This is a genomic window from Ralstonia psammae, from assembly GCF_958405935.1.
In the GTDB taxonomy this organism is placed as follows: domain Bacteria; phylum Pseudomonadota; class Gammaproteobacteria; order Burkholderiales; family Burkholderiaceae; genus Ralstonia; species Ralstonia psammae.
This window is the reverse complement of sequence record NZ_CATZBU010000020.1, coordinates 1-15,753: the sequence shown is the minus strand read 5'-3', so window position 1 is coordinate 15,753 and position 15,753 is coordinate 1. Positions and strand designations below refer to the sequence as shown.

Here is a 15,753-nt window from a genome sequence, read left to right as displayed (position 1 = left end):
GTAGGTGTGCATCTTTCGCGACAGCAGATGAATCTTTTGAAAATCAGATATTCGAATCTCTTTTTTCCGGCATGAGCCGCATCCTGTTCGCTTGGGAGTTGGGCGCCAATCTCGGGCATCTCGCGCGCGATCTGCCCGTGGCCGAAGTGCTACGAAAACAGCGGCATGACGTGCTTTTCTCGGTGAAAGACTTGCGCGTCGCTGAACAGGTTTTATCGCCGGCAGGCTTCAAATTTGTCCAGGCCCCGGCTGCCGCAGGCATCCCTCAAGATAGTTACGCACCTGCGAACTACTCCGAAATGTTGATTGGATCCGGATACGGAGATGTGCTCGGCACAATCGCACGTGTGAAAGCATGGGCGGCCGTCTTTGACCTGCACCAAACCGAAGTTGTGGTGATCAACCACGCGCCGACAGCACTCCTCGCGGCCCGCGCTTTGGGGCTGCCAGTTGTGCTGACCTGCATCGGTTTCGAGTTGCCGCCTGCCGTCAGCCCGCTTCCGAGCATCCGGCCATGGGAAAGCATTCCCACCGAGCGGTTGCAGCAAGCAGATTCGGTCGTCCTGCATACCTTCAATTCCGTCTTGGACAGATTTGACCGAGCACCGATATTGCGCGTAGCCGACCTGTTCGCCAATCTGCCGACCGTACTAACGACGTTTCCGGAGTTGGACCACTATGGGGCGCGCACTGACGTCTTGTACGTCGGCCCCGTCTCCATGCTGACGAACGCGGTAGAGTGCCCCTGGCCCGCAGGGGCGAGGCGTCGCATCTTTGCCTATCTTCGCCCGTCAGTGCCCGGATTCGAGCACATGCTTGCAGCGCTCAGGGACACAGCGGCAACGGTGCTTTGCGTCTCGCCTGGTATGTCGGAAGACGATATAAAACGATTGAGTTCGCCACGCCTTAAGATTTTGCCGCACCCAGTCGCTTTGAATGCCACGCTCCAGGGCGTGGACCTCGCCGTGGTCTACGGAACTGGCACCATGGCTGACGCACTACTGGCTGGGGTACCTCTCCTGATGGTTCCGCAGGTCATTGAGCAAGCTTTGGCGGCGCGCCGCATTGAGGATCTTGGCGCAGGGATCATGTGGAAACCGCCTCGCACACTTGAAAGTGCACGCACAGTGCTCACGACCGCGCTCTCGACTCCATCGTTGAAGCAACAAGCGGATCTCTTTGCGAAGCGCTATCAAGGAACTGCGCCAGAAAAGGCAACCGGCACCATAGCGCGCATGGTTAGCGATGCCTCATTGCTCGGCCATCGGTGTTAGCAGACTCGGCCAAGTATCTAAAACACGCGTCCGTGTAGCAATCGCTGTGACTGCTGGCGTACTTCGCCAGTGTTCGAGTCATAGCCGCCGCCCTCGGAGCGAGGTCTTTCGAGACGATTACTTCGGCACCTCTCACGTTTTTTTCACAAACAAACCGGCTGTCCGGTTTACATTGTGATGTGCCGATGCTACGCTCCGGCTCGTCTGGATGCCCGGGCATTCGGCTGTCCCCCTGTGCAAGGCAGAGGGCCACTCATCGAAAACGGAGATCAACATGAAGAATTCAAGCAACGCAGGAGTACTGCTGATTGCCGTGGCATGCGCAGGCCTCACTGGCTGCGCGAGCGTCCAGCCGGTTGCATATTCGGGCGTGGAATCGTCCTCGTACATGAAGCCGAACGCGCAAGACGATTCAGACCGTGTGCCCTACAGCTACTCAGCACAGGCCGATTGGCACCGATACCGCAGCGTAATGATCGACCCCGTCGCAATCTATCGCGGTGCCGACAGCCAGTTCGGTGACATGAGCGAGGGTGACCGTGCCGCGCTCGCCAGCTACATGCAGAGCAAGTTCGCCGAAAGGTTGCAGTCGCGCTTCGAACTCGTACGCAGTGGCGACTCGAACACATTACGCGTGAAACTAACCCTCACGGGCGCCGATACCACCACGCCAGTACTCGGCACGTTGTCGCGTTTCGATATCGCTGGTGGCATCTACAACGGTGTGCAGACCTTTCGCGGCCGCGAAGGCACATTCACCGGTTTCGTCATCTATTCGGTCGAAATTTTTGATGCGACGAGCAATCGTTTGCTGAACGCCTACGTTACCAAGCAATACCCCAGTCCGTGGAACATCGGGGCGAGCGTGGGATCGTTGAGCGCGGCCAAGACCGGTATCGACAAAGGTGCCGACGCGCTGGTCGCAAAGTTGAAGTAGCCAACGCACATGACGAGCGGCCGCGCGGCGCGTCTCTGGTGTGTGCTGGTGTCGCTCTTGGCGGCGCTGATCGGCATGGGGCTGCTCTTGTGGCTTGTCGATGACTCCGGTCCTCTGATCACCATCAGCTTTCTTGACGCCGAGGGGTTGGAATCCGGTCGCACGCCAGTCCGATATCGGGATGTCGACGTGGGGATTGTCACTGCGGTGCATCTGTCGCCGGATCGTAAACGCGTACTGGCTTCGGTACGACTTGCTCGCGCGGCCGCTGGCCTCGCCGTCGCCGACACACATTTCTGGATTGTGCGGCCTCGCGTGGAATCGCGCGGCATATCTGGCGTGGGCACGTTGCTGGTGGGTAGTTACGTTGGACTCGATGCCGGCCTTTCACATGAAGCAGCATCCGCATTCACGGGGCTGGAGGGCCCGCCGGCTGTCACGCATGGGCAGCGAGGTACCCGCTACGTGCTGCGGGCGCGTTCGCAGAATTCCATTGAGGCCGGCGCCCCGGTCTACTACCGGCACGTGGATGTCGGCCGGGTAACCGCCGTATCGTTGGACCCGGACGGCAAAGGCGTTTCGATCGACGTGTTTATAGATGCGCCGTATCACCGCTACATCGTAGCCAATACGCGCTGGTGGAACGCAAGCGGCTGCAGCCTGTGGTTGGACGCGCGCGGCCTTTCAGTCAGCATGCAATCACTGACAGGAATGTGGTTTGGTGCTGTGGCTTTCCAACCTGTGACGGGCCAGTCGCCGGGCGCACAGGCCCCGACCGGAATGACGTTCGTGCTGGCTGAGAACGAACGCATCGCCGACGAACCGCCTACCAGTGCGCCGGCAGTGGTCGTCATGCGCTTTGCGCCATCGCTGCGCGGCTTGTCCGTTGGCGCGACGGTCGACTTTCGCGGCTTGGCCCTGGGCGAAGTCACCAAGATCGAGATCGAACACGACGTTGGCAAACGGGAACCCGTGATGCTGGTCACAATGAGCTTGTACCCTGATCGCTTGGGTCAACAGTTTCGGGATTCAGCTGAACATGTCGACGCGGTTGCCGGGAGGGCATTGCTGCGCAAGCTGGTCGACGATGGGTTGAGAGGCCAACTGCGCACGGGCAATCTTCTGACCAATCAACTTTATGTGGCACTGGACATGTTTCCGCATGCGTTACCCGTGCGGTTGGATCTCGTTCGGTCTCCGGTTGAGTTACCAACTGTTCCCAACGCGCTTGACGATCTGCAGGCAGAGATCAGCCAGATGCTGCACACCCTGGATCGCGTGCCGTTTGGCCCCGTCGGATCCGAACTGAGCCGTTCATTCGTGCGGGCGCGCCGTCTCTTCAAGTTGGCGAATGCGCAGTTGGTGCCGCAGGGGCGGGAAACACTAGGGGCGGCCAAACAACTACTCGACGATGCGGAAGCGGACTTGCATGCCTCGCCGTCTCAAGGACCGGATTTCCAGCCGGCACGCGAACATTTGAATCAGGCGTTGCAGGCTCTTGGCGTGCTTTCCGGCACGTTGGAGCAGCGCGCTCCGGCACCTTAGTGCCGATCATCGACCACGACACTGGGACAGCGCTTGTACAATCGCCTTCGTTTTTCGCTCCAGTCAGACCGGCTCCTCCGAGGAGCCTTCAAACAAACACCATGGACAACGCAACTCGTTCAGAACGCACTCGGCAGGCGGGCATTCAGGCCGCGCTGACCATCGTCTCGCGTGATGGCCCGAAGCAGTTGACGTTCGAAGCCATGGCGCGGGAAAGTGGCATCAGTAAGGGCGGACTGATGCATCAGTTTCCGAACAAGGGCGCGGTCCTGAAGGCGTTGCTGGATCACCAAATAGAGCACTTCGAGCGCTTCTCAGGCGCCTACCTTGCATCGGCGGGCGATTCGTTGGCTGAGCCCACGCTGGCGGCACAACTCGCCACGCTGCGCGAGGCCGTCACCACCCCTGCTGCGATTACCGCGGCCATCCTAGCCGTACTGGCCGAAGACCCCAACCTGCTGGCGGCCTCGCGCGCGAGTTCGGTGGAGAAGGTCCGGTCCATCGCGGCCGAAGCGGCCGACGCCGATCTGTCGCTACTGCGCTGGTCCGCCGCGCAGGGCCTAGTCCTATCCGCTCTTTTCGGGCTGTGCCCATTCACGGAAGAACAACGGACGCGCCTGTTCGACCGATTGCAAGACGACAGTCAATGGCCTGCTGCTCGGCCCAAAACGATTCGCCGCAAGCGCAGCTCCTAATCGCGTACAACCACTAGGCCGGATAGGGATCATTTGAGCATCCGCCGCCTTCTGAGACTCCCAGTCCTAGCTGACAGGATCTCCATCTAGGATGGCCAAGGAACCGAGAGATTCAAACGCTCGATCTTCTCCTCTACAGACAAACGGAGGAGCACCCATCAATGCCATCAACGCTTCGTCCCGTCTCAACGGTATCCCAATACCAAGCGACAGTGGTTTATAGACCGGTTGTTATCTGACCTGCTGCGCATAATTGAGGACATCCTCAGAGCGGTCAGGACAAGCGGCGTACTTTTCCTGTAGGAAAGATCGTTGCCAAGGCACGCTTCTTCTCAATCAGCATGTAAGTCGGTGTCTCGTGCAATCGTTCGACCGCCAGATCGATAAACGCGCGCACCCGCCGTGGTTGCGCGGCTCGCGTGCCGTAGTACACATGGACATGGGTATGGCCGCTCATATGCTGCAGGAGCAGCGGTACAAGCCGGCCTGCCCGAATGTGCTCAGCCACAGACAAATTGACGGCTTGTCCAATCACTTGGCCCGCCAAGAGGGCTTTTATCTCCAATTCGGTGTCGTTCGTGGCAAACATTGGTGAGACGTGCCGATGCACGATTTCCCCGTCGATATTGAGATACCACGGCAACACCTGCCCCGTGGCTGGATGGCGAAATGCGCTGCAACTGTGCGCCGCTAACTCATGCTGGGATCTTGGCACCCCATGCCGCTCCAGGTAGGACGGCGCAGCAAAGATCATGAGTTCTACCGGAAACAGCCGCCGCGCAATCACGCCCCCGTCCGTTGAAGAGCCGATCCTGAAACCGACGTCTACGCACTCCGCAACGCGGCCATTTTCGCGACGCACAAGCCAGCGGGCCAGTTCGCCGTAGATATCGGAGGCCGCCATCAACACAGTCACCGACGTGGAGCCTACCCCTGCCCCCTGAGCGCCGCTCGCTCCCGGAACGGGCGTTCTCCGACTTGCTGCAGGCTAAGCCCGGCGATAACGCTGGCCCGGGTGACGTGGCCGGTCTGGAAATTCTGCAACCAAACTACCAGCGGCGACCATGGGCCGAATATATTGGATGCGGATGAAATCAGGAGGGTAGCCAAGTCCCGCAGACTGAGTGCCTCGACGGCACAAAGGTCCAAGATCAGGTCTCGCAAAGCCTCCTACTTCATCTTCCTGGGCATGCCTCGCGGATATAAAGACAATATGACGTTGCGGGCACGTCCCGGCGGTTCCTGTGCCAGACCCAAACCTCCTGAGCTTGTTTCCAAACGTTCGGAGTGAACGGGGAGCTTGGGAGGTTGCCCAGCTGCCGGTCCTAAGGGGGCTGGCATTCCCGAGAAGGCTGGCGAGAGCGGCGCAGGCGAAAACCCATTGCCTTCAACCTCTGGCATCAGCGTCGCCGTCTGGTAGGCGTCAAAGTAGATCGTGCCGCGTCCATGACCAGTGGCGCCCCCCCGACATCGCGCGCTAACGGAGTCGACGCGTCATCGATCCTGCGACCTCACCCCGCATTGCCACCGACGCGGCGTCGGTAGACCTCCAGCGCCTGACGCGCCACCACCAAGTCCTTCTCCAGGCGTTCAACGCGCGCAACGAGCTGCCCGCGCTCCTCCCGAAACGCCTGCCGCACGGCATCGGTCTCAACGGCACGGCGCCGCTCGGCGCCTTCCAGGCGCGTGGCCAGGGCGATTAGGTCGGCGCTGGCGCGCGTGAGTTGCGTCGCGACCTCGCGTCCGCGCGCCGCCATGCTCGCCTGCGCGTGTTCGAGTTGGGCAGCGAGCAACTGCACGCGCGCATCGGCGGCGGCCGCACGGGCCTCGGCCGCCTGCAACAACGCACGCAACTGCGGCTGCTCCGCTTCCAGGCGCTCGCAGTGGCGCGCCAGCCAAGTGTCGGCTTCTGCATCGGCACGTAGAGTGGCGGGTGCCGGTGGCGCATTGGACGGCAGGGGAGCCAGCTGTTGCAACGCCACCTGCAATTCGCGCTGCACCAGAGCACGCACGCGATCGGCCGGCGCCACCTCCGGCGTAGCCCCCCCCTTCCCTTCTGCGCGGCGCGCAGCGAGCACCGCCTGCACAGTGCGCGTGCTGGGCGCACGCGCAATACCGGCGACGGCCAGCAGGCGCCGATAGACCGTCTCGCCGAAGGTACGGCCGGCGACGTGGTCGATCGCATCGAAGGCGCGGCGCAGAAACACGCGGTTGTCGGCGTGGCGGGCGTCGAGCTGCTGCAGCGCGAGGCAGATCGCGTGCAGTTCGTCGTCGGAGAAGGCGGTAGGCGTGCGCGGCATTGGGTCATTATAGTCGCGATCATGTCACAATCAATTTTGCCACGGTAAACCGCGATCCCTTACCATTAACCAACTAATGGTAAATTGGTAGCATTTCCCGCCCAATCCGTCCTGCGACCCTCTTCGCACCCATGTCGACCCTCCCCACGGCCCCCAAAACGGCTGCCGACACATCCAATGCCCTGCCCAGCCCCGTGCTGCCGGCCGACGCCGACGACACCGAACTCGTGCGCCAGTGGCTGGCCGCCAAGCTGGCCGGGGGCCTCGGCATCCGGCCCAACACCGCGCACCAGTACGCGCTCGAAGGCCGGCGCCTGTTGTGGTTCGCGCAGACCACCGGGCGCCGCCTGCAGCAGTGGGACGCGACGCACGCGCAGGCCTACCTGGCGCTGCTGCTGCAGCCGCCCGCGCACGCGGTGGGCGACACCCGCACCGTTGACAGCCCGGCGTGGCGGCCGCTGCGGGGGCCGCTATCCGAGGCGTCGGCGCGCCAGAGCGCGCTGATCGCGCGCAGCTTCTTTGGCTGGCTGGTCAAGATGGCGGCGCTGCGCGTCAACCCCTTCCCGGCCCTGCCCCGCCCGCGGCGCGCACGTGGCCCTGGCTCGCAGCAGCACTTCCTGGAGCTCGACCACCTGCGGGCCGTGTTCGACACCATCGCCGCGCGGCCGACACCGGCTTTCTGGGACCGGATCAAGCAGGCGCGCGACCGCCTGGTGATTGCCCTGGCCTTCCAGACCGGCCTGCGCGCCTCCGAGCTAGCGGCCCTGCGCTGGGGCGACTTTGAGCGACGCCGCGGCCGGCACGGGCCCTACTGGGTGGTGGTCATCCGGGAAGCCAAGGGGGGCGACGCGCAGGAGGTGCCGTGCGACAACGCGATGGCGGAGATCGCGCGTTTCCGGCAGGTGCTGGGCCTGTCGCCGGAGCCGCGCAGCACCGACACCGCGGCCGTCATCCCGGCGATCCCGGGCGGAGCGCGCAAGTCCACCCGGCCTCACGACCGGCTAACGTTGCAGCGCTTGCTGATGCGTCCGGTCGGAACTCGTCAGGGTGTGTATGGCATCGTGCGACAGGCCTTTGCGGAGGCGGCGGATCGGCTCGCGCCCCACGACGACGCCGAACTGGCGGACAAGCTGCGGTGCGCATCGACCCACTGGCTACGCCACACAACGGCGACCCAACTCCTGCGCGCCGGGCGCCTGGTGACCGACGTGCAGCGCGTCCTGCGGCATCGGGACATCAACACAACCCGCACCTACACGCACGAGGCGCTGGAGGATGTGGCCGCGGCCGTGGCTGGCGGACTGGCCCTCCCCGAGGACTGGAAGTGAAATTCGAATCGCATCGCGCCGCCGGTACATTGGCGCAGGTCAGTTTCACCGGTAACGCGGCGACCGCAGTTGGCAGCAACGTGTGCGCGTCCTCGTGAGTCTGTCCGTGGCACTCAGGCACACGATTAGTTGAAATCGCGCATCACGTGTCGACTTTAGTTGACGCCGTCGGGACCGATCGACACAACTTCAGTTGACGGCAGAATTGGCGCCAAGACTTGGCTAGGCAAGGGCTTTGGTGAATTTTATGCAGCCCACCGATGGTTACAACTTTAGTTGTTCATGCGTGTCGCCAGTAATAAGAGTTATCGGCAAGGGTGAACTTTGGGGCAACACCTGCATCTATTTCATTCGTTGCGTTTATTGCGTTTGCTACTTCGTGCCAGTACAGTAAACCTACTAGCCGCCGGCGAGCGGACAGCCATACCGACCCAGGACAACAACATGACCACCGCGACTCCCGACCGCATCGACCTGCCGGACGATGTGGCGCAATTGCTGGCTGACGCCAGCCGCCTGATGGGCGAGGCGCTGGACCGGCCCCACGCCGCCCGCGTCGCCCTTGTTGAAGAAGAAGAGGGGCGCGACATTGCCCGCATCGAGGTGCCGCCCGATACACTGCGTCTGCTCTCGCGTGTACTGGCCATGATGGCCAGTGAACAGGCCTTCCTGCTCTATCCCGCCCATACGGAGCTGACCACCAAGCAGGCCGCCGAGCTGCTCGGTGTGTCGCGCCCGTACCTGATCGCGCGCCTGGAGGCCGGCGAACTGGACTACCGCAAGGTAGGTCGCCATCGCCGCATCCGGATGGAAGACGTGCTGGCGTTTAAGGAGACCATGCGCCAGACGCGCCGGGCTGCCTTGGACGCTCTGGTAGAAGACAGCGAGTCGTTGGGCGGATACGACCTGTGATTGCCTTCGACCGCTTCGCCGTCGTCCTCGATGCGTGCGTCCTGTTCCCGATGGTGGTACGCGACGTGCTCCTCACCCTGGCCGACCACGAGTTCTTCAACCCGAAGTGGTCGGCCCGGCTGCACGATGAATGGACACGTAATCTGATTGCACATCGTCAGGCGCTGAATCTGACTGGCGATGTTCAGGCAAGGATCGAAGCGATCCGCGACAACATGGACCGGGCATTCCCCGATGCGCTCGTTGAAGACGTGTTGCCCGAGACCGCCGACTTGGCACCGGTCGACCCCAAAGATCGCCACGTGGTGATGACTGCTATCGCTGCGAGGGCGGATGCCGTGGTGACGTTCAACCTGCGGGACTTTGCGGCGGAACACGTGCTGCAGACGCACGACATTGAAATCCTGCACCCCGATAACTTTGTTCTGGATCTCATCGACCTGCAGGAAAAGCGCGCCGTCGTGGCCTTCAAGGAAATGCGCTCGCGCAAGAAGAACCCGCCCTGGACGGTCGACGAGTTCATTGAGCGGATAGGGCGGAGCGGGCTAGTCGGCACCGCCGCCTGGCTGGGGCGCGACGACGTGCGGCCGCTGCTCTAGAAGCCGCTTGGTTTTGAAGTGTGTGGCGCCTCAATCCTCTGCGCCGCCCAACGCCATTTGTGTGTGGAGCTGCCCAGCGGGACGTCGTCCCCGAGGGCCGGAGGGCCCTCCGCTCAACCACCCTATCCAGGCCGCCCTGTACCAGCGACGGGATCGCCCGTTCGAAGATCAACGTCGCCCGCTGCCGTTGTCCTAATGAAATCAGCCTCGCAAGCAGCCATCTTGGACTGGTTTGCAGCAAGCGCATCCTGAGATAGAAGAGCGCGCGACCGACGACTTTACGTTCAGAAGGCCGGCCCCTAAAAGGGACCGCATTCACCGCGCCCTATGGCTCATCCACGAGGCGACCAGAAGTCAGGGCTCTCGTGAGCGCTGCAAAGCATGCGCACACCGAGGTGGTTGTGTGCCTCTCGCTGTACTCGCAATACTGGGAAGTGCAGCGCCCTCTGTCTTGCAAGGTTGGTAGTGCTCGCTGCGTCTCGAGTCGCTCCAGAGGCCACAAAAAGGATCTGAGAACCCGGTCCCTTTTAGGGACTACTTGATATGAAAGCTCCCCCAGCCGATCACACGGCTTCTGAAAACCGGTTCCCACAACGAAGTCCCTAAAAGGGACTGCCCCATTCACCCCCCAAAAAAAAGAGCCCCAACGGGCTCTTCAGTGCAGACATCTAGCTCAATCCTGTCCGGGGTTCTCGCTGAATAGCTCACTCATAAGCTGCCGAATTCGCACCTCTTGAGCGTCGGTCAACATGGCACGCTTGATTTTCAGGGTCAGCGAGTTCACATCCTTAGTGAGACTTCCAGCCTGCTTCTTTCCTGAAAAGAACTTGTCGATGGTACGCTCGGTCGCAACTGCAGGGGTTCCCTTACGAGTCGCAACAGCGATCACTGCAGCAGCAAGCTTCGTCTCCGCCATCTGGCCGGCCGATACCGACGGCCAAAGTTCCTTCGCCGCCGCAAGTGCAGCGTCCCCGTGCTTCTTCAACGCGGCGGCAAGCGCTTCCGCAGCATTTCCGCCTAGCAGACCTGGCTCAAGGTCCAAGTCAGCACGGATGAAGTCAGGCAACCTCTCGAATGCCAAGAAACGATGCAGCCCCTGCTTCGACAAGCCAAGCGCCTCAGCCAGGCGCTTTCTGTTCGGAAACTCCTTGACCGACCGCTGAAGCGACAAGGAGATCTCGTAGTCGGCCAGGTCGTCGCGCCCCATATTCTCGACGAGCGCCAGCACGGCCATATCCTCGTCACTGCACTCCGCCACGACCGCTTTGATGTTCTCCAGGCCGAGGATCTTGTGTGCTCGCCAACGTCGCTCGCCAGCCACAATTTGGTATCCCGTCTCCATACGCCGAACAACGATAGGCTGCATGAGCCCGACCTCGCGAATCGACTCGGCGAGCTCGGCCATCTTCGCTTCGTTGAACTTTCGACGCGGCTGCCAGGGATTCGGACCAATCTCCACAACCAAGAGCTCCGAAGCAGTCCCTTTGGCTTCAAGCTCTTGTACTCGAAGCTGGGCAACAGCAAGCGCGCCAGCAAGACCCGGCGCCGTCTGTGTGCGGTTATTCCGGGGCACTTCGCCGTCTTTGATGTCCGAAGTCTTCCGAAGGCCGGCGGTCTTGTTCAGCAGGGATTCCCGCAGATTGTTGCTCATTGTTCGTTCCTCCACTTCTCAGCGTAAGTCTCATCAATCCAGCGACAGTAATCAACCAATGGCTGACGAACACGCTGAAGGGACTTCGCCGCGCTATGGGAGCTGCTCACGTCAAACACGGTGGAAAACGCCAACGCGCCGGTGCTCATTACTGAACTCGCCGGCACCTCGATGGAATGAAGCCATTTCTCATATGCTGACTCCGCCCATGCACGAACAACGGGCGCGGACGAGGTGCGTCCATAGTCGACCTTGGACAACACTAGTGAAACGAAGTCGTACTTCTTGCCTTGTTCGTACTGAAGGAAACTCTTGGACACGTCCGAGAACAATTTCCAGAATGACAGCGAGCTAATGAAGTCCAGGCTCTCAGGAACCATGGGCATGACCATAGCGTCGGCCGCCAACAGCGCATTGAGATTCATGTAGGAAAGCGATGGCGAAGTGTCCATCAGGATGTAGTCATACTTCGCGCGCAGTGGCTCAAGCCCATCGCGCAACACGGTCCAGAACTTGAACCCTGGAGTGACTCGCTGCATGGCCGGCAGGTGAAACTCTGCACCGATGAGCTCGGTATGAGCCGGAAGCACATCCAAGCCGTCCCAGTAGGTGGATTGGATTTTTGACTCCAATCCACCAGGCATCTTTTGGTCGTAGATGAATGGCAGCACCGTGTCGTCCGACGTGACATCCTTCTCGGCATATAGCCCACACAGCTCCGAGAGGGACGCCTGCGGATCCAAGTCCACTACAAGTACCTTTCGTCCACGAAGCGTCAGCCCCTGTGCAATGCACATGGTGGTAGTGGTTTTGGCAGACCCCCCCTTAAGCTGGGCCGTAATCAAGATCTTCCCCTTGCCATCGCCAGTTCCAGAAGCCAGAGGTGTTTGGTAGATGTCACTGACCTTCTGGACCCACGTACGTGCTTCAGCCAGGGTGAACGTACGGGTCCTGCCGGTACCAGCCGCAGTCCCAGCGGGCAGCTCACCATCTCCCTTCGTCGCTAGATACTGGACTTGCGAATGCGAGATGTTGCACATGTCGGCGATTTCGCCTGTCTTGAAGATCGGTGGGGTCTTCCGGGGTCGTGGCGCGAGAATCGTTTCACGCAGCTCGTCGGTAAAAATCGTGACCTTGTCTGCAAACTGGCTAATCTGCTCCAGCGTAACAGTCCGGTCGATCGCTGGAAGTTGGATTGTTTTTACCATTCTGAGGTTTTCTAGAAAAATTCCACAAACCTCAGAATATAGCAAAATGCAGAAAGCGTCTTTAGTGAACGATAGATTCTATTGAACAGACCGGCACTTTTCGACGTTTTCGTTGCAGAAACGCTTCGCCGCAGGGCAGTGCGCAAGTAGCAGGTAGAGTTGATCGACCCTCGACAGAATCCCCGAACCTGTCTTAAAGGTGAGGTCCGTTGTGCAGGTTTACACGGAAGTGCATTTTAGCCACGCACATGCGGTGCGCGACCTGCGGTTCCCATGCCGAAATCTTCAGCACAACCGGTGGCGGCAAGAACCATCAGACCCTCCATCCATTGAATTCAGCACAATGAATCTCACCATTGAACTCCGCGCTGGGCTTATCCGCACAATGAACCTCACCCAGATTGAAGGGGTGTGGGCACGTCTTGCGCACAGTGATGACTTCATTCCGCGTACACACACAATGCACCTCACCATTAAGGTCCCCGAGAACCTTCGCGTTACCACTCAACCTTCATAAAAGCCCAAGGTTTGTTTGTTTTTTTTCAAAAACAACCGACCTACAAACCAACAGGGAAACCCAATGTTCATTAAATTCAAGGGCTTAGGTCCGTAAAGGTGAGGGTTCTTGTGCCAGAGGTGAGGTTTAGTGTACTGACAGGTGAGGGTAGCTGTGCTGACAAGGTGAGGCTCTGGACTACACCAAGGTGACCCCGCGTGTGCACGATGAACCCGGATAACCGGTGGGTGAGGTAGGTTGTGCGCGCGTCTGTGGATAACACATAGACACGCATTCCATAAGGCTTCGCGGGCATCGTGCCGCATTTGTTGGTGAGGCACGTTGTGCAGGGTAAGGGGAGGTTGGTTGTGCAGCTGTCCCTTGAACGCTACGGTGAGGTTCTATGTGTTGACTGCTCACCACCGCGTGCTACAGTCCACGGAACAGAAAAAGGGCAGACCTAGCAATGGCAGCGGACAACCCGGCAGATGGCACAGTCAAAGCGACATCACGGCAGATGGCGCTCGCACTGTTCGAGGACATGTTCGATATCGGCGTGCCCATCAACGAAGCCAACCGGGAAATTGGCTACCAGCGCAACAACCTCTTCACGGAGATTGTCAACGTAGGCCTGCCCGCACGCCGCTTTCTCGACGCGGCGTACTTCCTCATCGCACAGGATGCTTCCGAGAAGGACTTCTTCGACGTCGACCTGAATTACTTCAAGTGGCTCATGCGGTATGACAGCCGCAACCTCAAACACCTGAGGTCTGTTGCGGACGAGTGCCAGAATGGCAAGATTCGCGTTACCAGCACGCCGCCAGGTCAAGCGCCGCGCGACGACGACTCGTGGGTATCGGTGCAACTGATGGGTACGGTGGCCATGCATCGTGGCCGAATTGGATTTCGCGTACCTCCTGAGCTACTCCCCCACATCCGTGACCCACAACGCTCGCACTGGTTGAGCCTTCGCATTGCCACGGCGTTCACGCGAAGTCTGGCTCGTGCAATTTACGACCGCATCCTGCCAAGTGTCCAGCAGGGCAGGACCGACTGGATACCGCTCGAGGAGGTCCGCAATTGGCCAGGAAAGATGGGCGCGAATGCGGCCATCTTCAAGTACTTCAAGCGTGATTGGCTGGAGCCTGCCGTGAAGGAAATCAACGCGATTTCCGACATCGAGCTGGAGTACGAAACGCGCAGTGAATCGCCCTCGTCGAAGAAAATTGACCGCATCCGGTTCGTGAATTTGAAGCGTAAAGAAACCGCCGATGCTGTCCTTGTGAATCTCTCCGATGCGAGCGACTTGTATATGACGCTGAAGAATGAGTTTCGCCTGTCGACGGAGCAATTCACGGAAATCTCTGAAAACCGGAGCACGTGGACAGACGATCGGATTCTGCAGGCGCTGGAATACACCCGATATCGCATCAATCAGGGCGTGGTGAAAAAGAGTCCGGCCGGGTATCTCATGCAGGCCTTGAGAGGCAACTGGGCCGTCAGCGAAGCCGAGCTGAAGATGAATACCATTCAGGGGAACCTCCTAACAGCCGAGCGCAAACTGGCGGAGGAGAAGTCATCAGCCCACAAGGCAGTCCAGACCAGCACGGCCATGCACGACGCAGCGACGCGAGATCGGGTCAACGATGAAATCCAGTCCGGACGCAGGCACTTCACTGACGCCGACGCGAAAACCCGCAAGGACCTTGTCCGATCGTTCCTAGCGTCTCCACTGCACGGCAAGATTATGGTACGTCGACATAAGCTGACCCCCGCTGATATCACAGAAGGTAATGTCCTAACCCTACACACGGACATCGTTACGTCCTTTTGCCAGTTCGTCTCTGCGAAGGTTAGCAAAGCGGCCCGCGCAGGCGAAAACACCTAACTCGGCTTCACTTGACTGCGACGCAAAGTTTGCGTGGCCGTCAGCGGGGTATCCGTCTGCTCGGGACTTAGCACTGCTGCGCTGAGGCTGCGCGAGTCGGCGTCTAGCGCGCAAGTGGAACCCATGTTCGTTTTTGCGGGCTGGATCGCCGCCCGCGCCCGAAGCTAAGTCAATGCGACCATCTACGGCACAATCGCCGATGCACTTGGGCCAGACCTGATTGCGAAAATCGATGCTCTCTTCGAGAACCGCGGCGGGCGTACCGCGTACTTCCTGATGGTATTCACGGCCATGCCAGTCTCGGTTGCGATCTCTCGCAAGCTGCAGCCCCGGCGACGCAGAATCTGTACTTCCATGTAATCCTCGTAGCTGATCACGGGCGCCCAAAAAAGACGACTCTACAACGAGGTGTATCAATTCCAAAGTACGTCCGCGTATCAATTTACAACTGCGCGCTGTCGGCTAATTTCGGACGTACAAGGCGTTGTTGCATAAATCCGGTCGCTGGTGCGCGGCATGCTGACGTTTACGCGCAACGGCTTGGGCAGATAGCGCTGTAAACAATCCGGCTGGCTGCGTAGATTCTCGTCTTTTGCCGAGAAGATGCGCAGGGACACAAAGAAGCGAGCCGAGCCCAAGGGCACCTATCGCGTCAAGAACTGGGCGCAGTACAACGCTGGCCTGATTGCCAGGGGTGAATCGCCCCGGGAATCGAGGAGGCTCCAACTCTTGAGAGAATGGAGCTATGAATAAGACAAACCAGTTCTTGGAGTTGCCCCCGCATCTCAGGACACTCGGACATCGTTAAGTTAAGGATGCCGCAGTCCTCCTGAACTCCCGTGGCGAACGGTATTTCAGGGCGCTGTGCGGGTGGCGCTCATTGTAGTGTTCAAAGGCGATTGCCAGACGCGAGAGCGCCG

At 60.0% G+C, this 15,753-nt stretch carries 13 protein-coding genes and 2 pseudogenes; 9 read left to right on the top strand and 6 right to left on the bottom strand.

Going from position 1 to position 15,753, the window contains the following annotated elements:
* The first annotated feature begins 71 nt into the window (after window positions 1-71).
* The 4 genes from R2N16_RS23660 to R2N16_RS23645 all read left to right on the top strand — a co-directional run bounded on the left by R2N16_RS23660 (window position 72) and on the right by R2N16_RS23645 (window position 4,451).
* Window positions 72-1,274: a glycosyltransferase gene (locus tag R2N16_RS23660; RefSeq protein WP_316669187.1), complete on the top strand. Its 1,203-nt coding sequence runs from the start codon at window positions 72-74 to the stop codon at window positions 1,272-1,274.
* 274 nt (window positions 1,275-1,548) lie between these two features.
* Window positions 1,549-2,211, top strand: coding sequence for a DUF3313 domain-containing protein (locus tag R2N16_RS23655; RefSeq protein WP_316669186.1), 663 nt, complete (start codon window positions 1,549-1,551; stop codon window positions 2,209-2,211).
* Window positions 2,212-2,220: 9 nt separating this feature from the next.
* Window positions 2,221-3,756, top strand: coding sequence for a PqiB family protein (locus R2N16_RS23650; RefSeq protein WP_316669184.1), 1,536 nt, complete (start codon window positions 2,221-2,223; stop codon window positions 3,754-3,756).
* A gap of 101 nt (window positions 3,757-3,857) precedes the next feature.
* A complete protein-coding gene (locus R2N16_RS23645; protein ID WP_316669182.1) occupies window positions 3,858-4,451 on the top strand; it encodes a TetR/AcrR family transcriptional regulator in 594 nt (197 codons plus the stop codon).
* A gap of 274 nt (window positions 4,452-4,725) precedes the next feature.
* Here R2N16_RS23645 and R2N16_RS23640 read toward each other — a convergent pair whose 3' ends face one another.
* Entirely contained in the window at window positions 4,726-5,355 is a 630-nt protein-coding gene (locus R2N16_RS23640; RefSeq protein ID WP_316669180.1) for a substrate binding domain-containing protein, read from the bottom strand.
* A gap of 607 nt (window positions 5,356-5,962) precedes the next feature.
* Entirely contained in the window at window positions 5,963-6,751 is a 789-nt protein-coding gene (locus R2N16_RS23635) for a cell envelope biogenesis protein TolA (RefSeq protein ID WP_316669179.1), read from the bottom strand.
* A gap of 131 nt (window positions 6,752-6,882) precedes the next feature.
* On the opposite strand from R2N16_RS23635, the gene R2N16_RS23630 reads away from it, so the two are divergent.
* The 3 genes from R2N16_RS23630 to R2N16_RS23620 all read left to right on the top strand — a co-directional run bounded on the left by R2N16_RS23630 (window position 6,883) and on the right by R2N16_RS23620 (window position 9,590).
* The gene (locus tag R2N16_RS23630) at window positions 6,883-8,079 is read left to right on the top strand and encodes a tyrosine-type recombinase/integrase (RefSeq protein WP_316669177.1); all 1,197 of its coding nucleotides are present in this window, start codon (window positions 6,883-6,885) and stop codon (window positions 8,077-8,079) included.
* A gap of 444 nt (window positions 8,080-8,523) precedes the next feature.
* Window positions 8,524-8,991: a helix-turn-helix domain-containing protein gene (locus tag R2N16_RS23625; protein WP_316669175.1), complete on the top strand. Its 468-nt coding sequence runs from the start codon at window positions 8,524-8,526 to the stop codon at window positions 8,989-8,991.
* Entirely contained in the window at window positions 8,988-9,590 is a 603-nt protein-coding gene (locus R2N16_RS23620; RefSeq protein ID WP_316669173.1) for a PIN domain-containing protein, read from the top strand. Before R2N16_RS23625 ends, R2N16_RS23620 begins: the two co-directional genes overlap by 4 nt.
* Before the next feature lie 673 nt (window positions 9,591-10,263).
* Here R2N16_RS23620 and R2N16_RS23615 read toward each other — a convergent pair.
* Together R2N16_RS23615 and R2N16_RS23610 are read right to left on the bottom strand one after the other, a co-directional pair.
* Window positions 10,264-11,241, bottom strand: a complete 978-nt coding sequence (locus R2N16_RS23615) for a ParB/RepB/Spo0J family partition protein (protein ID WP_316669171.1) — start codon at window positions 11,239-11,241, stop codon at window positions 10,264-10,266.
* A complete protein-coding gene (locus tag R2N16_RS23610) occupies window positions 11,238-12,449 on the bottom strand; it encodes a ParA family protein (protein WP_316669169.1) in 1,212 nt (403 codons plus the stop codon). Before R2N16_RS23610 ends, R2N16_RS23615 begins: the two co-directional genes overlap by 4 nt.
* Before the next feature lie 962 nt (window positions 12,450-13,411).
* Here R2N16_RS23610 and R2N16_RS23605 point away from each other — a divergent pair.
* Window positions 13,412-14,833 (top strand): replication initiation protein, encoded by a 1,422-nt coding sequence (locus R2N16_RS23605; RefSeq protein WP_316669167.1) that lies wholly within the window; start codon window positions 13,412-13,414, stop codon window positions 14,831-14,833.
* 260 nt (window positions 14,834-15,093) lie between these two features.
* On the opposite strand, the pseudogene R2N16_RS25570 reads toward R2N16_RS23605, so the two are convergent.
* A pseudogene (locus R2N16_RS25570) lies at window positions 15,094-15,210 on the bottom strand (IS21 family transposase); the annotation flags it as partial.
* Window positions 15,211-15,436: 226 nt separating this feature from the next.
* Here R2N16_RS25570 and R2N16_RS23600 point away from each other — a divergent pair.
* A pseudogene (locus tag R2N16_RS23600) lies at window positions 15,437-15,532 on the top strand (IS5/IS1182 family transposase); the annotation flags it as partial.
* A 105-nt stretch (window positions 15,533-15,637) separates the two neighbouring features.
* On the opposite strand, the gene R2N16_RS23595 reads toward R2N16_RS23600, so the two are convergent.
* The coding region (locus R2N16_RS23595; RefSeq protein ID WP_316669234.1) for an integrase core domain-containing protein at window positions 15,638-15,753 on the bottom strand (116 nt) is incomplete at its 5' end.